The sequence below is a fragment of the Martelella alba genome, from assembly GCF_006516955.1.
Classification (GTDB): Bacteria; Pseudomonadota; Alphaproteobacteria; order Rhizobiales; family Rhizobiaceae; genus Martelella; species Martelella alba.
The window spans coordinates 394,923-413,959 of sequence record NZ_VHLG01000003.1; the positions used below are offsets into that span (position 1 = coordinate 394,923).

Annotated in this window: 18 protein-coding genes; 10 read left to right on the forward strand and 8 right to left on the reverse strand. The window is 59.2% G+C overall.

Annotated features, from left to right (window positions below):
- Position 1: 1 nt before the first annotated feature.
- A complete protein-coding gene (locus FJU08_RS08190) occupies positions 2–1,009 on the reverse strand; it encodes an AAA family ATPase (RefSeq protein WP_141148484.1) in 1,008 nt (335 codons plus the stop codon).
- Positions 1,010–1,183: 174 nt separating this feature from the next.
- Here FJU08_RS08190 and FJU08_RS08195 point away from each other — a divergent pair, with 174 nt between their 5' ends.
- The 3 genes from FJU08_RS08195 to FJU08_RS08205 are packed head-to-tail and all read left to right on the forward strand — an operon-like array spanning position 1,184 to position 3,694.
- Entirely contained in the window at positions 1,184–1,801 is a 618-nt protein-coding gene (locus FJU08_RS08195; RefSeq protein WP_235890631.1) for a DUF1285 domain-containing protein, read from the forward strand.
- Positions 1,794–2,429 carry a CoA pyrophosphatase gene (locus FJU08_RS08200; protein ID WP_141148485.1) on the forward strand — a complete coding sequence of 212 codons (636 nt, stop codon included), beginning with the start codon at positions 1,794–1,796 and terminating at the stop codon, positions 2,427–2,429. The genes FJU08_RS08195 and FJU08_RS08200 overlap by 8 nt, the downstream gene beginning before the upstream one ends.
- Complete coding sequence (locus tag FJU08_RS08205; protein WP_141148486.1) at positions 2,426–3,694, forward strand: CCA tRNA nucleotidyltransferase; 1,269 nt, start codon at positions 2,426–2,428, stop codon at positions 3,692–3,694. Before FJU08_RS08200 ends, FJU08_RS08205 begins: the two co-directional genes overlap by 4 nt.
- On the opposite strand, the gene FJU08_RS08210 is transcribed toward FJU08_RS08205, so the two are convergent.
- From FJU08_RS08210 to hemF, 3 genes are all read right to left on the reverse strand, one after another.
- A complete protein-coding gene (locus FJU08_RS08210; protein WP_141148487.1) occupies positions 3,691–3,876 on the reverse strand; it encodes a DUF1059 domain-containing protein in 186 nt (61 codons plus the stop codon). The genes FJU08_RS08205 and FJU08_RS08210 overlap by 4 nt on opposite strands.
- Before the next feature lie 151 nt (positions 3,877–4,027).
- Entirely contained in the window at positions 4,028–4,207 is a 180-nt protein-coding gene (locus FJU08_RS08215; protein ID WP_141148488.1) for a hypothetical protein, read from the reverse strand.
- A gap of 121 nt (positions 4,208–4,328) precedes the next feature.
- Positions 4,329–5,240: an oxygen-dependent coproporphyrinogen oxidase gene (gene hemF / locus FJU08_RS08220; protein ID WP_141148489.1), complete on the reverse strand. Its 912-nt coding sequence runs from the start codon at positions 5,238–5,240 to the stop codon at positions 4,329–4,331.
- A gap of 129 nt (positions 5,241–5,369) precedes the next feature.
- Between hemF and FJU08_RS08225 the strand changes: the two genes are divergently transcribed.
- Positions 5,370–5,618 carry a hypothetical protein gene (locus FJU08_RS08225; protein ID WP_141148490.1) on the forward strand — a complete coding sequence of 83 codons (249 nt, stop codon included), beginning with the start codon at positions 5,370–5,372 and terminating at the stop codon, positions 5,616–5,618.
- On the opposite strand, the gene FJU08_RS08230 is transcribed toward FJU08_RS08225, so the two are convergent.
- Positions 5,607–6,095, reverse strand: a complete 489-nt coding sequence (locus tag FJU08_RS08230) for a tRNA (cytidine(34)-2'-O)-methyltransferase (RefSeq protein ID WP_141148491.1) — start codon at positions 6,093–6,095, stop codon at positions 5,607–5,609. The genes FJU08_RS08225 and FJU08_RS08230 overlap by 12 nt on opposite strands.
- Positions 6,096–6,149: 54 nt before the next feature.
- Positions 6,150–7,547 carry an SLC13 family permease gene (locus FJU08_RS08235; protein ID WP_141148492.1) on the reverse strand — a complete coding sequence of 466 codons (1,398 nt, stop codon included), beginning with the start codon at positions 7,545–7,547 and terminating at the stop codon, positions 6,150–6,152.
- 72 nt (positions 7,548–7,619) lie between these two features.
- On the opposite strand from FJU08_RS08235, the gene FJU08_RS08240 reads away from it, so the two are divergent.
- Positions 7,620–8,462, forward strand: coding sequence for an AraC family transcriptional regulator (locus FJU08_RS08240; protein WP_141148493.1), 843 nt, complete (start codon positions 7,620–7,622; stop codon positions 8,460–8,462).
- On the opposite strand, the gene FJU08_RS08245 is transcribed toward FJU08_RS08240, so the two are convergent.
- Entirely contained in the window at positions 8,374–10,488 is a 2,115-nt protein-coding gene (locus FJU08_RS08245) for an FUSC family protein (RefSeq protein ID WP_181409784.1), read from the reverse strand. The genes FJU08_RS08240 and FJU08_RS08245 overlap by 89 nt on opposite strands.
- A gap of 488 nt (positions 10,489–10,976) precedes the next feature.
- Here FJU08_RS08245 and FJU08_RS08250 point away from each other — a divergent pair, with 488 nt between their 5' ends.
- Both FJU08_RS08250 and FJU08_RS08255 read left to right on the forward strand, forming a co-directional pair.
- Positions 10,977–12,833 (forward strand): ABC transporter ATP-binding protein, encoded by a 1,857-nt coding sequence (locus tag FJU08_RS08250; protein WP_141148495.1) that lies wholly within the window; start codon positions 10,977–10,979, stop codon positions 12,831–12,833.
- A 325-nt stretch (positions 12,834–13,158) separates the two neighbouring features.
- Positions 13,159–15,027: an ABC transporter ATP-binding protein gene (locus FJU08_RS08255; RefSeq protein ID WP_141148496.1), complete on the forward strand. Its 1,869-nt coding sequence runs from the start codon at positions 13,159–13,161 to the stop codon at positions 15,025–15,027.
- Between the two features lie 6 nt (positions 15,028–15,033).
- On the opposite strand, the gene FJU08_RS08260 is transcribed toward FJU08_RS08255, so the two are convergent.
- Positions 15,034–15,981 carry an endonuclease/exonuclease/phosphatase family protein gene (locus FJU08_RS08260; RefSeq protein ID WP_141148497.1) on the reverse strand — a complete coding sequence of 316 codons (948 nt, stop codon included), beginning with the start codon at positions 15,979–15,981 and terminating at the stop codon, positions 15,034–15,036.
- Between the two features lie 259 nt (positions 15,982–16,240).
- Here FJU08_RS08260 and petA point away from each other — a divergent pair, with 259 nt between their 5' ends.
- Genes petA through FJU08_RS08275 form a run of 3 tightly spaced genes read left to right on the forward strand, consistent with a single transcriptional unit; the run spans position 16,241 to position 18,977 of the window.
- Complete coding sequence (petA, locus tag FJU08_RS08265) at positions 16,241–16,819, forward strand: ubiquinol-cytochrome c reductase iron-sulfur subunit (RefSeq protein ID WP_407943689.1); 579 nt, start codon at positions 16,241–16,243, stop codon at positions 16,817–16,819.
- 11 nt (positions 16,820–16,830) lie between these two features.
- Positions 16,831–18,111: a cytochrome b gene (locus FJU08_RS08270; protein ID WP_141148498.1), complete on the forward strand. Its 1,281-nt coding sequence runs from the start codon at positions 16,831–16,833 to the stop codon at positions 18,109–18,111.
- An 11-nt stretch (positions 18,112–18,122) separates the two neighbouring features.
- Entirely contained in the window at positions 18,123–18,977 is an 855-nt protein-coding gene (locus FJU08_RS08275; RefSeq protein WP_141148499.1) for a cytochrome c1, read from the forward strand.
- The last annotated feature ends 60 nt before the right edge of the window (positions 18,978–19,037 follow it).

Below are 19,037 nucleotides of genomic sequence, written 5' to 3' on the forward strand. Positions count from 1 at the left end.
TTCAGTCCCGCGCCGCGATCTTGGCAATGATATCGGAAAGCTTGACGCCCTCGGCGCGCGCAGCAAAGGACAGTGCCATGCGGTGCTTCAGCACCGGTTCGGCAAGCGCCCGCACATCATCGATCGATGGCGCAAGCCGGCCCTGATAGAGCGCGCGGGCGCGAACCGTCAGCATCAGCGCCTGGCCGGCACGCGGACCCGGACCCCAGGCGATATGGCGGTCTGTCGCCGCCTCGCCATGGCCCGGACGGGCGGCGCGCACCAGTTTCAGGATTGCCTCGACCACGCTTTCGCCGACCGGCATCTGCCGGATCAGGGCCTGGATTTCCATCAGCCGCTCGGCGGTCAGAACCGGGCTTGCGGTCTTTTCCTCAAGACCGGTCGTTTCCAGCAGGATGCGGCGCTCGGCTTCCAGCTCAGGATAGGCAACATCGACCTGCAGCAGGAAGCGGTCCAGCTGCGCTTCGGGCAGCGGATAGGTGCCTTCCTGCTCCAGCGGGTTCTGCGTCGCCAGCACATGGAAGGGACGCGGCAGCGCATAATGCTGGCCGGCAATCGTCACGTGATATTCCTGCATCGCCTGCAAAAGGGCCGATTGCGTGCGCGGGGAGGCGCGGTTTATCTCGTCCGCCATCAGCAGTTGGGCGAAGACCGGACCCTTGATGAAGCGGAAGGAGCGCTTGCCGCTGTCATCCTGTTCCAGCACTTCGGCGCCGAGAATATCCGACGGCATCAGGTCGGGCGTGAACTGGATGCGGCTGGCGCCAAGCCCAAGCACGGTGCCGAGCGTGGTGACGAGCTTGGTCTTGGCAAGCCCCGGCACGCCGACAAGCAATGCATGGCCGCCAGACAGAAGCGACAGCATGGCATTTTCGACCACGGCCTCCTGGCCGAAAATCACCTTCGCCGTTTCCGCGCGCACGCGTTTCAGGTCATCGAGAGCCTGCTCCGCCTGCTTGACGATTTCGGCCTCATCGATGTCATGACCGGTCGGTCGTGTCAGACCCATGCTGTTTTCTCCGCGATAATGATAGGCCGGGGCGGGCGGGCCTGAAAATCGAAACAAACCCGCCATATGATCGCGTTCAGGATAAACACCTGTTGGCGGCTGACAAGACGGATCGAAATGACTATTCCGAGAGCACGCTCTTTCGAGACCGTAGGTTTAAACCGGGACCGAAACATGACAATGCGAAAAAACAGCGATGTAAGCGGACTTGCCAGCGAAATCGCAAGGCTGTTTACCGAAGAAGACCTGAAAGCGGCGGGCGCTGCCCCCGTGGAACGCTGGTCCCCGCCCGATTGCGGTGCCATTGACATGGAAATCCGCCGTGACGGCAGCTGGTACTACATGCAGACGCCGATCACCCGGGAGGCGCTTGTGCGGCTGTTTGCCTCGGTGCTGCGCAAGGACGAGGATGGTGAAACCTATCTCGTCACACCTGTGGAAAAGGTGAGGATCCGCGTCGAAGATGCTGCCTTTCTCGCCGTTGAACTGAAGATCACCGAGAAGGATGGCGCACCGCTCCTGGCGATTCGCACCAATACCGGCAATATCGTCGAGATTGATGCCGACCATCCGCTGCGTTTTGCCCTTGAGGGTGACGATGGCGCACTCAAACCCTATGTAAGGGTGCGCGGAAGGCTTGAGGCACTTTTTTCGCGCGCATTGGTACATGATCTCGTGGCGCTGGGCGAAGAGGCGGATATCGACGGAGAGGCAATGTTTGCCATCCGCTCCGGTGGTGCTGTCTTTCCGGTGATGCGGATGAAGGATATCGGAGATGGAACAGATGAGTGAGGCCGCGGATTTCAGCGCTTCTGAATTTCGCCGGCGCGCGCTTGACCAGAGTGGCCGGCCGCTTGCGGAAGCCTGGCGCGACCATGGCGATCATCGTTTGAACCCGGATCTTCTGGACGGGCTTGAAACCATTGCGCTTCGCGATGCTGCCGTCCTGGTGCCAGTGATCGATGACGGCGCAGAGGCGCGGGTGATTTTCACCCGGCGCACGACCAAGCTGCGCAAACATTCCGGTCAGATTTCCTTTCCCGGCGGCTCCATAGATCCCGAGGATGCAAGCCCTGAAGCCGCTGCATTGCGTGAAAGCGAGGAGGAGATCGGCCTCTTGCGAAATTTCGTCGAGCCGCTGGCGCGCATGCCTCACTACTTCGCCGGGACAGGCTTCAAGATCACGCCAGTGCTTTCGCTGGTGCGCCCCGGCTTTTCGCTGACGCTCAACCCGGACGAGGTGGCAGAGGTCTTCGAGGTGCCGCTTTCCTTCATCATGAACCCGGCGAACCACCAGATGGGTCACGCCGTGCTTGCAGGTCACGACCGGCAATTCTACGAGATGATCTTTGGCGAATATCGTATCTGGGGCATCACCGCCGGTATCATCCGAACGATTTATGAAAGGCTTTATGCGTGACAAGCGTGAAGGATCAGCCCTGGTTCAAGGCAGACAATGTTCAGCGCGTTCTCAACGTCATGAACGGAGACGGCGCGGAGACGCGTGTTGTCGGCGGCGCGGTGCGCAATGCGCTGATGGGGCTTGCGGTTAACGATATCGATATGGCGACCACGCTTGAGCCTGAAGCCGTCATCGCCCGGGCAAAGGCGCATGGCATGAAGCCGGTGCCGACAGGCATCGACCACGGCACGGTGACGGTGATCTGCAATCATCAGCCCTTTGAACTGACGACATTGCGCACCGATGTGGAAACCTTCGGGCGTCACGCCCAGGTGCGTTTCGGCACGGACTGGGCCGAGGATGCGGCCCGGCGCGACCTGACCATCAACGCGCTTTACGCCGGGGCGGATGGCGAGGTTATCGATCTGGTTGACGGCCTTGCCGATATCGAGACGAGGACCGTGCGTTTTATCGGCGATGCGGAGCTCCGGATCCGCGAGGACTATCTGCGTATCCTGCGCTTTTTCCGCTTCTTTGCCTGGTATGGCTCTGGCCGTCCGGATGCCGCAGGCCTCAAGGCTGCTGCCAGGGCGCGCGACGGTCTCTCGACGCTTTCGGCCGAGCGGATATGGGCCGAGCTGAAGAAAATTCTATCCGCCCAGGACCCGTCACGGGCACTGCTGTGGATGCGCCAGACCGGGGTTTTGACGATAATCCTGCCGGAAAGCGAGAAATGGGGGATCGACGCGATCACCCCGCTCATTGCGACGGAAGAAAAACTCGGCTGGGTGCCTGATCCCTATCTCCGGCTTGCCGCAATCATTCCGCCGGACGAGGCGCGTGTCAGCGCCATGGCGAGCCGTCTGCGCATGGCCAATGCCGAAAGCGCGCGGCTAAAGGCTTTCACCCGGACACCGCAGATTGACGACGGTATGAGCCGGGTGGCTTTGCGGCAAAGCCTCTATCGCCATGGCCGGGACGGGAGCGAAATCCGTTTGCGGCTCCAGCTGGCTTCTGCCAGGGGAAAAGCCGCTGGGGGCGATCTGGAACAGGCGGCATCTGCGGCGCGGCTCTCGGCACTTCTTGATACGGTTACCCCTTGGGAAAAGCCGGTCATGCCGATATCGGGTGCGGATGTGATCGCAGCCGGTGCAGCACCGGGACCGGCAGTCGGTGAAATTTTGAAGGCGCTGGAGAATGAATGGGTCGAGGGGGGATTTGCATATGACCGGGCGACACTTGCCGCCCGGATGGAAACGCTTGTTGCGACGTGGAAGCCTTAACCGGCTTCTGTCGTGTCGCGGATCCGTTCCTTGATGTTTTCGACCATGTTTTCACGGATGATCGTTTCACCGTGAGCGGATTTCAGATGTTCAACTGCACGAAGCACGACTTCTGCCTCATCATTGGAGGCGGTGTGCCACTTGCAGCCGGGGACGAGTGTTCCGCAAGAAAATTCCTTCATGTTGATCTCCCTTTCGCTGTTATGGCTGGCCTTTCAGACCCCCGGAATGTTGCGAGAACATTCCGAAAGCCATATGCCAGCCTCTCGCTTCGCGGAGACGCATTTGCCGGAGGAATTATAGACCCGGCCAATGCGCCGGCGATCCAGGGCTCTAGTGGTGATGCTGAGCCCAGGTTTCAAAAACCGCCGTACCTTCGCATGGCCTTCCATGCTTGGCGGCCATTTCATCAGCGTGCTGCTTGCTCTTTTGATCCTCTGGTTGATGTACAACCAAAGGGTGGTCCTTCACAGGAGCCAGCTGTTTGTCATGGGCATGGGTATGATCTGTCATGATACTGCTCCTCCCAAAGCAAGTTTGCAGCTTCAGTCTACCAAAAAGGTGGGCATAGGAAAGGCAGAATGCAACGCTTTGTTAAGAAATATTAGCGAAATGCTAAAATGTCGCAGGTCAATTAAGGCCATCTGACGACAGGCGGCATGGATGAGAGAATTGTGTCTACGTTTCCGCCCGTTTTCAGGCCGAAAATCGTGCCGCGATCGTAAAGCAGGTTGAACTCGACATAGCGACCGCGCCGGATCAACTGTTCGTCACGGTCTTCAGATGACCAGTCGTGGTTGAAATTGCTGCGCACGATCCGCGGATAAACCAGGTTGAAGGCCCGGCCGACATCCTGAACAAAGGTGAAATCGGCATCCATGCCGCCTTTGTCGTCTGTGGAGTGCTGCCAGTCGAAGAAGATGCCGCCTATGCCGCGTGCTTCCTTGCGATGTGGCAGGTAGAAATAGTCATCGCACCAGTTTTTCAGCCGGGCGTAGTCGACAATGGACGAATGCCGGTTGCAGGCCACTTCCATGGCGCGGTGAAACAGCATCGTGTCCGGGTCGGTCTGGGTGCGCCGCCGTCCGAGCACAGGGGTCAGATCGGCGCCGCCGCCATACCACCAGCTCGACGTCACGATCATGCGCGTATTCATATGCACAGCGGGCACGTTGGGGTTTACCGGATGGGCAATCAACGAAATGCCGGAGGCCCAGAAGCGGCGGTCCTCGCTTGTGCCGGGGATCTGGCTGCCAAAATCCTCGGAAAACTCACCCGAGACCGTCGAGGTATGAACGCCGACCTTTTCGAAGACACGGCCCTGCATGATTGACTTGCGTCCACCGCCCTTGCCGCCTTCGCGCGTCCAGTCCTCAGCCTCGAAACGGCCCGGCTCCATGTCGGAGAGGGGGCCGGTCAACTCGTTCTCCAGCTGTTCGAAGCTCAAGCAAATCGTGTCGCGCAGGCTCTCGAACCAGCGGCGGGCTGCTTCCTTCCGGTCCTCGATATCATCAGGCAATCCAGAGGGAAGTTGCGGTCTTTCCATGTAAAGAGGCTCCAGAGCTCGTTCGTCTGACATGTGTTGGCGGGGCATTTCCCCTGGCGGCGATATGCGAAATGACTCGCAAATCAGCCCGTTGAATCCTATCTTGTTTGTCACCCGAGGGATAGCGTCATGGCAAAACTTCCAAAGCCGCCATCCATGGATGGCCTGAAGCAACGGATCAGACATCACCGGCAGGCCGAGAGCGACGGCTTCGTGCGCTCGCGCTACGTGTTGAGTCGGGAAGAAGCGCGTGCCAAGGCTCGCGAATGGTTCGATGCCTGGCCGAAAGCAGCCTACTGGACCGAGGTGGAAAGCTGGCGTCTTGCCGAGGATGGCCGGATCGAATTCACCATGCGGCGGCTGTCGTCAGCCGATTGATGCAGAAATTGAAGCAAACCCGTCCGTCTGTCTCAGTGCTTCTCCCGCAATCATGGCGACTGACATGGCGAGGTTGATTGAGCGCTGACCTTTGACCATGGGAATGGTGATGCGATGGTCTGCGGTCTCATGCACATGATCGGGAACGCCCGCACTTTCACGGCCGAACAGCAGGATATCTCCATCGTTGAAGCCGAATTCGGGATAGGGGCTGCTTGCCTTGGTCGAGGCGAGAACCAGCCGCCGTCCTTCTGCCCTGCGCCAGGTTTCAAACGCTTCCCAGTCGACATGACGGGTGAGGGTGACGCTGGCGATATAATCGAGGCCAGCCCGCTTCAGATTGCGGTCGGAAAGGGCAAAGCCTGCCGGTTCGATGATATCGACGGCAAGGCCGAGGCAGGCGGCGAGCCTGAGAATCGTGCCGGTATTTCCGGCAATATCGGGCTGGTAAAGGGCGATGCGCAGATGCGTTGTCATGTGTTTTCTCCTATCTGCGCTTGTGCGAGGCTGCAAGGGCGATCTGTCGGGTCTTCACAGCACCCCGATCAGCTTCCACCACAGGAAATCCAGTGGCAGCAATGCGACAATGGTGATGAGGGACAGCGGCAGGGTGATCCTGATCATCCGCGAGACCGGCTGGCCGGTCACCTGCAACCCAACCATCAGCGGGGCGGCCTGATAGGGCAGCATGACGGTGGAAAAGCCGACAACCTGCGTCATCAGGACAGCTGTGACACTGAAGCCCGTCAGGTGGGACAGCTCCGCTGCCAGCGGTGCCAGTACGGCCGGGACGCCTGGAAGCGTGGTGAACATGCCGGTGAGAAAGGCCATCAGCGCCAGCGACATGAAATTGAGGAAATCGCGACCCGGCGTCAGCGGCAGGGCGTTCTCCAGCCCATGGGCAATGGCTGTGCCAAGACCGGTGGCATTGATCACGGCGCCGAGCGAGAGAATGCCGGCGGTGAAGATCAGCACGCTGAGGCTGACGGTCCTGTCGAAATCCTCCGGCTTGATTGCGCCAATGCCCGGCACCATCAGAAGAAGCGATGCGGCGAGGCCGACCCATGCGGCATTGATGCCATGCATGCTGTCGGTCATCCAGAGCGCCAGCGTAGCAAGAAGAATGGCGATCGCATACCACTGCCGGGCGGAAAGCGGGCCGGAAGCTGGTGCTTTTTCATCATGCTCAGGCAAGGGCGCCCCGGCGCGATCGGGGAAGAAATGCAGTATCAGAAACACGGTGATTACGCCCTTCAGCAGGCCGAGGACCGGAAAATGAAGCGCCAGATAGCTGGCATAGGTCAGCGTGATGCCGTGGATCGTTTCACTCGCGCCGGCCAGTACCAGATTGGGCACATTGGAAGGCAGGATGGTGAAGCCGGTCATATTGGCGGAAAGGATCAGCGTGAGCGCAATCGCCGTGTGGCCATTCGATCCCTTGGCAAACCCGGCGCGACTGGCGAGCGCCATGGCAATCGGCAGCATGACGAAGAAGCGTCCGAGCGAGGAGGGGATGATGAAGGAAAGCGAGGCCGTGGCAATGAACAGGCCGCTGATCAGCACGGCATAATGGCCAGTTAAATGGCGTCCAAGTATGACACCGAGCCTTTCGCCAAGGCCTGAACCGCGCACGGTGGCGGCGATGATCGAGCCGGAAAAGACCAGCCAGATCGCCGTCGAGGTGAAGCCGGACAGCACCACGTTTGGCGGTGCCAGCTTCAGGATCAGGGTCACGGCGAAAAACAGCAGGCTCGCCATGAAGCCGGGCACAATGCCCGTCGCCCACAGGCTGAGCGTCACGAGCACAATGCCGAGTGTTCGCGTCTGGTCTTCGGTGAGCGTCTCCGGCGGGACGATGACCAGATAAAGCGCGATGAGAAACAGCGCCAGGACAACTATATGTTTGATCGTGAGATATTTGCGCAGCATTGGACTTCGTCTGTTTGAAACTTGATAGGCGTGATCCTATTTCATGCGAATGAATTGCGGAATAGAGACATCATGACAACTGATATCGTCAATCCGACAGATTTGAGCCCGGAGGCGCCAGGCTGGCTTGTCGATCCTGCCCGGCCGCTGCTGTTTCGCGCAGGGCGCTGGAATGCGGGCGATATCGGCCGCGAACCGCATTCGCATCCGCGCGGGCAATTGCTGTGGGCGCAAGAGGGCGTGCTGACCGTGCGTTCCTGCGGCGCGCAATGGCTGGTGCCACCAAGCCATGCCGTGTGGATCGACGGCGATGTCCGCCACTCCGTGGCGATGCAGACCAGCGCGACAACCTGTTTCATATATGTCGATCCATCGGTTGAAATTTCCGGGCGCAGGCGTTGCGAGGTGCTGCATATGAGCACGTTGATGAAGGCGCTGATCCTGAGATTTCGCGCCTTGAGTGACGCATCGGGCGAGGCTGCAAGGCTGTCGCATCTGGCCACCGTTATCCTGGATGAACTGGCAGCGCTGGAGGCCGCGCCGCTCAGCCTGCCCGCCGGCAGTGATCCGCGGCTCAGGCGGGTCACGGCGCGCCTGCTGGAAAATCCCGAGGACAATACGCCCCTTGCTGCACTCGCGCCCTTTGCCGGGGCCTCCACCCGCACGCTGGAGCGCCTGTTCGTTGCGGAAACGGGCTTGCGTTTTTCCGAGTGGCGGACGCGGCTGAAGCTGATGGAGGCGGTGAATTATCTCGGTCAGGGCAAGAACAGCGCCGAGATTGCCGCGCGGCTTGGCTATCTGAGTGCCAGTGCCTTTTCAGCCGCTTTCAGGCGTCAGTTCGGCCGGCCGCCGCAGTCTTTTCTGGAGCGCGCGGACGGTGCCAGAGCCACGGTCGCCGCACGCGCTGAGGCGTGAGGTTTCCGTCTTTGTGGGCCGCACGGTTGGCCTCTGCCAGTTCACAGAGCCGGGCGATTTCCGATTCCACTTCGGCGAAACTGTCCTGGCGGCGATTGGCCCGTGTTGCCGTGACCAGCGAGCGCGGATGGCCCTCGGGATCAGCAAGGGCCAGAAGCGCGGCGCGTGCATCCTCGAGGCGGACATCTTCGGGCGGCGGGTCGTCAAGCGTGCGCTCTTCGGCATAGGCGGTGATCCGGTCACACAGGCGTTCAGCACCAGCAACGGCTGGAAACCAGGCGGCCGCTTCGCGGCCTGCCGGTGGCGGTTCGGCAATGAAACGCTGCAGCTGGGTGCGAAGGTCGGACAGCTTGCGCAGCGCCAGCCATTCTGCATCGGAAAGTGTCCGGTGAAATGCCGGTAACCCGTCTTTGCCCGGAGCTGGGGCCGTGGCGGCTTCCAGATAGGCGCCGACACTGGTCAGCGCGGTGGCAAAGATTTCATTGAGCCTGCGCCCCTGCGAACGCGGCCAGATCATGTAACCGAAAATCAGTGCGATGGCCGAGCCGAGCACGGTGTCGACGAGGCGCTGCAATCCATAACTGGCCGAATGGCCCGGCACGACCACATCAATCATCAAAAGAATGATCGGCGTGATGAAGGTGACCATGAGCGCATAGGATCTAAGGCCGGCAAAAGGCAGAATGGCGCAGAGAGCGGCGATGCAGATGATCTGCGGATAGCCTGCGGGCACGAAGATGGCAATTGCCGTGCCGAGCATGACGCCAAGCACGGTGCCGATCGAGCGATGGATGGCACGCACAAAAACCGAGCCGAAGTCCGGTTTCAGCACGATGGCGACGGTCATCGGCAGCCAGTAGGAATGATCACCGCTCTTGAAGTGGCCGGCTATCACGGCAATGCCGATGCAAAGGGCAAGCTTGGCAGCGGAAACGACCACTTCGCGCCCCAGAATGAGCCGGCGGGCGAGCCTTGCGACAATGCGGGTGGAAAGCAGAGACGACCGGCTGGCCTCCCGCGTCTCGGCGTGGTCGGGCTCCGGTCGGGAAGACCAGATTGTCTCGGCCAGCCGCTCCGTCGCGCGCATCAACTCGCCGGTCTCGCGCGGTGAAGGGCCGGGATGGCGCACGGGCGTCACCGGCGGCGGGGGCGGCTCGCGCTGATCCTTTTCCACCGCATCGGCGATCAGTTGCAACCAGCTGGCAACGCGGCGAAGTTCGGGAACCGTCGCCCGTCCGGCAATGATGATCATGTTCAGGTGGTTGGCAAGGCTGACGATTTCAGCGGCATGCAGCACATAACGGGTGCGTGCGCGGCTGTGGCTGCGCTTTTCAATCAGCGAGGAATAGGCGGTCTTGGTGATGTCGGTCACACTGCGGCGCGCCTCCACCAGTTCGCGCCTTGCGCGGTAGGAGGATTGGGTTTCCATGACGCGCGCAACCGCCAGCGCATGCTCGGCGATATGGTCGAAAATGCGGGCAAGCGTCCTGCGCTCCGGCCTGTCGCGGTCCATCATTGCGCCAAGCCCCAGAAGCAGGCAGACAAAGCCGGCCCCGCTCAGAAATTCCAGAAAGGTCCGGTAGATCGAGCCCTCCGCTGGCACCGCGGTGACAACCACGGCCAGCACCAGCATGTTCATGGCGCCGGTGGAAAAAGCCGCGCCATAGCCGCTGATCAGGCCGGAAATGAAAGCGATCAGAATGAGAAGGGCGAGTGTGAGATAGCCGTGACCGGCGATCTGCGGCCCGATCAGACAGCCGGACAGGCCAACCAGCGTCGAGATCGCGATCTGGCGGAAGCGTTCGCGATAGGGGTCGAGCCGGACGGCAACAGCCGTCAGAAAACCGCCGAGCGAGATATAAAGGGCACCCCCCATCTGGCCAGACATCATGCCGAGAAAAAGCGGCAGGCTGGTTGCGATGGCCAGCCGCAGCGCGTGGCGCCAGGGCCGGTAGGGGGCGGGGGCAATCAGCGCCAGATTGTGAACCCAGGCAGCCGGGCGGAGCGTGAGGTTTCGAAGCGGCATCAAGGTCTCGTCACGTTTTCCGAGCGCTGGGCTGACGCAGGGTTCCGCGCACATTCTAGCGTCGATTCAAGCGATGCGACAGGGCGCTGTCCAGCGCTATTGGAATTTATTCCAGTCCAAATGACTGAAAAAGCAGCATTATCACTCCGAGAGTTGCAATTTTGGTACAGCAAATGCAAATGAAAGCCTCGTTGTGCCCAATTGCTATGCAAATCGATCTGAATCGGATAAGAACACAACCGTCTTTTCTCTAACGAACGCAGGAGGCATCGGAATGAGTGATATCTACCCAGCTGTGATGCTCGGCGTTCTGCCCGTACGGGCCGCCTGATCTTCCGGGCTTGTTTCTTTTCACATCCAGAAATTTTTCTTTTGTCCTGACGCGGGATCGACATGCCCGTGTCTCTGCTTTCCGGGTCGCCTGACGCCTGTCTTGTGTCTTTTGCGTCTGCGATTTTTGCCGAAAGCAGGTCGAACGGAGTTTTGTCATGTTTGGCTGGTTTGAACAGCGCTTGAATGCTTATCCTCAAGAGGAGCCGAACACGCCGCCCAACGGCCTGTTCAGGTTCCTGTGGCATTATTCGAAGCCGGCATTGCCGTGGCTGATCGCCATGTCGATCAGTTCCGCGATCATTGCTGTCGGTGAAGTTATTCTGTTCCAGTTTCTGGGCGATATCGTCAACTGGCTGTCGACGGCAGACCGGGCGACCTTCCTGCAATCGGAATGGCCGCGCCTGGCCGGCATGGCGGCACTGGTGCTTTTCATCCTGCCGGCGGTCGTGATCTTTGATTCGCTGGTCATGCACCAGACGCTACTCGGTAACTTTCCGATGATCGCGCGCTGGCAGATGCATCGCTATCTGCTGCGGCACGGCATGAATTTCTTTGCTAACGAGTTTGCCGGCCGGGTTTCCACCAAGGTCATGCAAACCTCTCTGGCGGTGCGCGAAACGGTGATGAAGGCGCTGGACGTATTTGTCTATGTCTTCACCTTCTTCATCACCATGCTGGTGGTCGTCGGATCTGCGGACTGGCGCATGCTGCTGCCGCTGCTGCTGTGGATTTCGGTCTATATCGGGCTGATCGCCTTCTTCGTGCCGCGTCTGAAAAAGATTTCGGCCGATCAGGCGGATGCGCGCTCGATGATGACGGGCCGGATCGTCGACAGTTACACCAATATCGCCACGGTGAAGCTGTTTTCACATGCCGGTCGCGAGGCCGTCTATGCCAAGGAAAGCATGGATGGCTTCCTCGATACGGTCTATCGGCAAATGCGGCGGATCACCCAGTTCCAGGCGCTGGTCTATATCAACAACGCCATGGCCCTGTTTCTGATTGCCGGGCTTGGCATTGGCCTGTGGATCAGCGGTCATATCGCAGTCGGCGCGATCGCGGTTGCCATCGGCCTAGCCATGCGCATCAATGGCATGTCGCAGTGGATCATGTGGGAAGTCTCGGCTCTGTTCGAGAATATCGGCACGGTCTATGACGGCATGGGGATGATGACCAAGACGCATGAGGTCGTTGACGCTGCCGATGCAAAGGCGCTGACGGTCGAAAAGGGCGGGATTGTCTATGACGATGTCACCTTCAATTACGGGCGGAAGAAGGGCGTGGTGGAAAACCTTACTCTGGAAATCCGTCCCGGTGAGAAGGTTGGTCTGGTCGGGCGCTCCGGTGCGGGCAAGACCACGCTGATGAACATGCTGCTGCGCTTCTATGATCTGGAAGGCGGTCGCATCCTCATCGATGGTCAGAATGTCGCGACGGTGACGCAGGAAAGCCTTCGGGCCAATATCGGCGTGGTGACGCAGGATACCTCGCTGCTGCATCGCTCGATCCGCGACAACATCGCCTATTCGCATCCCGAAGCCAGCGATGAGGCGGTGATTGCCGCGGCCAAACGCGCCAATGCCTGGGACTTCATTCAGGGGCTTTCCGACATGAAGGGGCGCACCGGTCTTGATGCCCATGTCGGTGAGCGCGGTGTGAAGCTTTCCGGCGGTCAGCGCCAGCGTATCGCCATTGCGCGGGTGTTCCTGAAGGACGCGCCGATCCTGATCCTGGATGAAGCGACATCGGCGCTTGATTCCGAGGTCGAGGCGGCCATTCAGGAAAGCCTGTTCGGGCTGATGGAAGGAAAGACGGTCATCGCGATTGCGCACCGGCTTTCGACCCTGACCGAGATGGACCGGTTGATCGTCCTCGACAAGGGGCAGATCGTCGAGACCGGGACGCATCAGGCTCTGGCGCATGGCAGCGGCATTTATGCCGATCTGTGGCGGCGCCAGTCGGGTGGGTTCCTGGCTGATGAACCGGCCACGTCGGAAGCTGCTGCCGAATAAAATCACGAAAGCCGGGTGCGTGAGGGATCCGGCTTTCATCAGGCTGTTGACAAAGTGATTCAGCTTGTCTGTTTTGGGGGATAACCACACCTCCATCGTCATCCCCGTGCTTGTCACGGGGACCCATATTCTTAAGGCTTTGAATAAGCTGAGTCTCTTGCAGCGCGGACGCGCGCCGGCTTGGATGCCTGTGGACCAAGCACAGGCATGACGTTAGCGAAGGAAATAGGGTTTGTCAGCAATCTGGTGAAAGCTGGGTTCCAAAAAGACCCGGCTTTCAGTGTTTTCATTTTACCTTGTTCTCATTTTAATATATGCGGTTGTCATGTTTTTTCGCGCTATTTCACGTGTTTTCGAAAACTGGATTGATCCCTTTGCGGAGCGGCCGGCCGCCATGCCGCCGACGCAGCTGTGGGCGTTCATTCTTTATCATGTCCGCCAGGGCAAATGGCCCTTCATTGCCATGCTGGTCATTGGCGGTGGCGTTGCGCTCATGGAAACGGCCTCCTTCTGGTTCATGGGCGTGCTGATTGACTTTCTGAGCGACACGCCGCGCGAGGCTGGCTGGACCGGGTTGATTGCCGATCATGGCTGGGCGCTTTTCGGCATGGCCTTTGCCATGGTGGTGTTGCGCTTCCTGTTCACATCGCTGCAGACTCTTCTGGAAGAGCAGACGCTCGTCTGCGGCTTCGTCAATCTGGTCCGTTGGCAGAATTATCGCTATGTCGCACGCCAGTCGCTGGATTTCTTCCAGAATGATTTCGCCGGGCGCATCGTCACCAAGGTGACGCAGGCGGGCCAGGCGATCGGCGACCTGATGTCGGCGCTTTTGCAGGTCGTCTGGTTCATGGTCATCTACACGGTTTCGACCCTCATTCTGATGGCTGGGCTCAACTGGCGTTTTGCCGCGCTGATTGGTGTCTGGATCGGCATTTTCGCGCTGCTGGCCTGGTATTTCGTTCCGAAGATCCGCGAAAATGCCAAGGAACTGGCCGAAGCAAATTCGGTCATGACGGGGCGGATGGTCGATTCCTATTCGAACATTTTGACGCTGAAGCTGTTCGGTCGCGACAGCATGAATGATGACTATATGCGCGGCGGTTTCGAGCGACTCTTGGATCGCGCCCGGCGCTTCACCCGGCTGATCACGGGCGTGCGTTCATCGCTCTCGCTTCTGTCCGGCATCATGATCACGCTGATTGCAGGGCTGTCCGTTCAATACTGGTTCGCCGATACGCTGACCTCCGGCGAGGTTGCCTTCACCATCGGTCTGGCGCTGCGCCTCAGCATGCTTTTGGGGCGGATGATGATGCAGATGAACGGTATCATGCGTTCGCTCGGCACCGTGCAGAATTCAGCCGAACTGATCGCCCAGCCGATCCGTCTGGTCGATCAGCCGGAAGCGGGAACGCTTGAGGTGAAGCGTCCGGCGGTGTCCTTTGAAAATGTCAGCTTTTCCTATGGCGCAGCGAAGGGGCGGCCTGTCATCCGCAATCTGTCACTCGATATCGCGCCGGGTGAGAAGGTCGGCATTGTTGGCCGTTCGGGCGCTGGGAAGTCGACCCTCGTCAACCTGCTATTGCGTTTTTATGATCTGGAATCCGGCCGGATCCTGATCGACGGTCAGGACATTGCAACCGTTACTCAGGAAAGCCTGCGCGCGCGGATCGGCATGGTGACACAGGATACCGCCCTTCTGCACCGGGCGATCCGCGACAATATCAGCTTTGGCCAGAACGAGGCTGAAGAGGAAGAACTCTGGCAGGCGGCGGCGCGCGCCGAGGCCGATGATTTCATCGCCACGCTGGAGGATCAACGCGGCCGCAAGGGGTTCGATGCCTTTGTCGGCGAGCGTGGTGTCAAGCTTTCCGGCGGCCAGCGCCAGCGCATCGCCATTGCCCGTGTGATGCTGAAGGATGCGCCGATCCTGGTGCTGGACGAGGCGACTTCGGCGCTTGATTCAGAGGTCGAGGCGGCGATCCAGTCCAATCTGTTGCGCCTGATGGAGGGCAAGACCGTGCTCGCCATCGCCCACCGATTGTCAACCATTGCCGCCCTTGACCGCCTTATCATTATGGACAAGGGCGAGATTGTCGAAATGGGAAGCCACGAGGATCTGCTTAAGTCAGGTGGCATCTATGCCGGGCTGTGGGCGCGTCAGTCCGGGGGCTTCCTGCCGGAAACGGCCGAGTAGAGCCGGTCAATTCTGCGCGTTATCGCTTTCGCCAATGGAAATCTCGGCCGTCAATCCGTAGTGGTTCGAACCGAGATTGTCCTCTATCCGTTGAAGCCTGTCGATATGTGCAGGCGGGCGCACGAAGATATGATCGATGGCAAGGCCCAGTGAAGGAGCGGCAACAGGCCAGGTCTTGGGTTGGTGGGCCGCTGTCCGAAGCCCGGTGACACGCAGGAAACGTTGCATGTCGCCTGCCAGAATGGAAGAGTTGAAATCGCCGGCAACAATGACGGGCTCCTTGCTTTGCCGCCATCCGCGTTGACCGGCTGTCTGTAACTCGTCGATGTGAAAATCATCATAGTATGGCTTGGTGAGATGCATACCGATTACGGTGACCGTCTGATCGGAGACCGTGATACGCGCCTGCATGTAACGATCAGGGCGTAGCTTCCCGATGGATGTTACGATTGCGTTCTGGAGTGGATGGCGCGAGAGGATCAGCAGATCGCAGGTCTGGGTTTTTTCGCCACAGCCCAGCCGGTAAGGATAGGTCTTTGACAGTTGCGGCAGGTGGCTGGCCATTGTACCTGCTTCGAGGATGAAGGCGATGTCGGCATCTGCCGATTGGAGAAAGGCCGCGACCTTGTCGGCCTGGGTGTTGCTCTCGAGAATATTGAATTCGACCACTTTCAGCTTTGGTCCTGTCTTGTTGACGGCGACGGGCTGCTCAAAATGCGTGCCGAGATAATTCAGATAGACCAGCATTGCCAGCGACAACCCGAGCGGGACGATCGAATTTGGCCACTGCCCGGTTGCCAGCAAAAGCAGTGACAGGATGAGGGCAAAGATTGCCAGATGAAGCCGCATGCCGCCGATGAAGGAAAAGAACCAGGAATTTGAAAAAACCGGGATTACACACAGAATAAGGGCGAGCAGCGCCGAGGCGCTGAGAAGTGTCGAAATCGTTTTCAAATTGATGTTCCGCAGGAGATGAACGAATAGGCACTTTTAAAATCAAGCGCAGTTTAGCATGCGGTGCGTTTGTCAGGCAATTATGAACCGATATCTGGCATTTCTTATATGGCGCAAATACGGCCGAGACTGGACATCAACCGGTATCGCGCTTAAAACTTTATGATCATAACAGAAGCCGGTCGCGCTTCCGTCGGGGGACCGACATGGGAGAGGGGGCGCCAAACGGTGTCAGGCACTGGCGGATGGAGGGTTTGCTGTGCAGGAAGAAAATGTGCCGTCGGATGCCTCCGGCGAGCCTACCCGGCGTGATTTTCTTTTTTTGACCACAGGCGTTGCCGCCGCTGTGGGGGGCGTTGCTGCGGCCTGGCCTTTCATTGATCAGATGCAGCCGGATGCCTCGACACTGGCGCTCTCGGTAGTGGAGGTGGATGTGTCGAGCCTTGAACCGGGCATGTCGCTTACTGTCAAATGGCGCGGCAAACCGGTTTTCATCCGCAATCGCACAGACAGGGAAATCGAGGAAGCCAAGGCCGTGCCGCTTGTCGATTTGAAAGATCCGGTCGCACGCAATGCCAATCTGGCTGCTGATGCCACGGCCACGGATATCGATCGCTCGGCCGGTGACGGCAAGGAAAACTGGATCGTCATGATCGGCTCCTGCACCCATCTTGGCTGCATTCCGATCGGCCAGTCCGGGGATTTCGGCGGCTGGTTCTGTCCCTGCCACGGTTCGCATTACGATACGGCCGGCCGCATTCGCAAGGGACCTGCACCGCAGAACCTGGCTGTTCCTGTTTTCACATTCGCTTCCGACACCGTGATCCGGATTGGCTGAGGGGACAACCGATGAGTGATCATTCGACCTACGTGCCGAAAAGCGGTGTCGCCCGATGGATCGACAGCCGCCTGCCGCTGCCGCGCCTCGTGCATGACAGTTTTGTGTCCTATCCTGTGCCGCGCAATCTGAACTATGCCTATACGTTTGGCGCCATGCTGTCGGTCATGCTGGTGGTGCAGATTGCCACTGGCGTGGTGCTGGCGATGCATTATACCGCCTCGACCGACGGCGCTTTTCTCTCTGTCGAGAAGATGATGCGTGACGTCAATTATGGCTGGCTGCTGCGCTATATGCATTCCAATGGCGCTTCCTTCTTCTTTGTCGCCGTCTATCTCCATATCGCCCGCGGGCTTTATTATGGCTCCTACAAGGCCCCACGAGAGATCCTCTGGATCCTTGGCGTGGTCATCTACCTGCTGATGATGGCGACCGGTTTTATGGGCTATGTGCTGCCCTGGGGTCAGATGTCATTCTGGGGAGCGACGGTGATCACCGGTTTCTTCACCGCCTTTCCGCTGGTTGGTGACTGGATCCAGCAATTGCTGCTTGGCGGCTTTGCTGTCGGCCAGCCGACGCTGTCGCGCTTTTTCGCGCTTCATTACCTGCTGCCCTTCATGATCGCCGGTGTGGTGATCCTGCATGTCTGGGCGCTGCATGTGACAGGGCAGACCAACCCGACCGGCGTGGAAGTGAAGTCGAAGAGCGATACGGTGCCCTTCACGCCCTATGCGACGCTGAAGGATGCGCTGGGGGTAACGGTGTTCCTGATCGTCTATGCCTGGTTCGTGTTCTACCTGCCGAATTTTCTCGGCCATCCGGATAATTATATTCCTGCCGATGCGATGAAGACGCCATCGCATATCGTGCCGGAATGGTATTATCTGCCCTTCTACGCCATGCTGCGCGCCATCACCTTCAATGTCGGGCCGATCGATTCCAAGCTTGGCGGCGTGCTGGTGATGTTCGGTTCGATCCTGATCCTGTTCTTCCTGCCCTGGCTGGATACGTCAAAAGTGCGCTCGGCGGCCTACCGGCCCTGGTTCAAACTGTTCTTCTGGCTGTTTGTTGCCAATGCGCTGATGCTCGGCTGGCTTGGCTCACAGACGGCTGAAGGCATCTATGTGACCATGTCGCAGCTCGGCACGCTTTACTATTTCGGCTTTTTCCTGGTGATCATGCCGGTGCTGGGGATCGTGGAAAAACCGACCCGAATCCCCAACTCCATCACCGAATCAGTGCTGGAAAAGGCCGAACGGCGCGCGGCCAGAACCAAGACAAGCGGGGCCTGAGGGAGACGATGATGAAAAAGCTTCTCGCGCGTTTCCTTCTTGCCGGCCTTCTGGCTCCTGTCTGTCTCGGTCCGGCCCTTGCAGCGGAGGAGGGAGAGGGTGGTACACCGCATTTCCCGCTGAAACATCCGCCGTCGGAAAGCTGGAGCTTTTCCGGTCCCTTCGGCACCTATGATCGCGCCCAGTTGCAGCGCGGTCTCAAGGTCTACAAGGATGTCTGTTCTGCCTGCCACTCGCTCAATCTGGTGGCCTTCCGCAATCTGACGGATCTCGGTTATTCTGAAGATCAGGTGAAGGCGCTTGCTGCCGAATACGAAGTGCAGGATGGACCGGACAATGACGGCAATATGTATATGCGCCCGGCCGTGCCATCCGATTATTTTCCCGCCCCCTTTGCCAATACCGAACAGGCAGCCGCCTCCAATGGCGGTGCCGCACCCCCGGATCTTTCGCTGATGGCGAAGGCACGCGGCATCAATCGCGGTTTTCCGACCTTCATTTTCGACATGTTCACCCAGTATCAGGAAGGCGGGCCGGACTATATTCATGCGCTGCTGACCGGCTTTCAGGATCCGCCGAAAGGGGTGGAGGTGCCGGCCGGCTCCTACTACAACCCCTATTTCGCCAATGCCGCCACCCTTGCCATGGCACCGCCGCTTTCCGATGGGATCGTGACCTATGATGACGGGACGCCGGAAACAGTGGATCAATATGCCAAAGACGTATCGGCCTTTCTGATGTGGACGGCAGAGCCCAAGCTGGAGGCCCGCAAGCAGACGGGGCTTGTGGTGATGGTGTTCCTGATCATCCTCACCCTCTTGGTCTACCTCACCAAAAAAGCGGTCTATGCAGGCAAGGATCATTGATTTTTACGCTGCAAACGTGAACAAAAGAGGCGTTTGCCGCCGTGTTCGTCGCGGCATGCG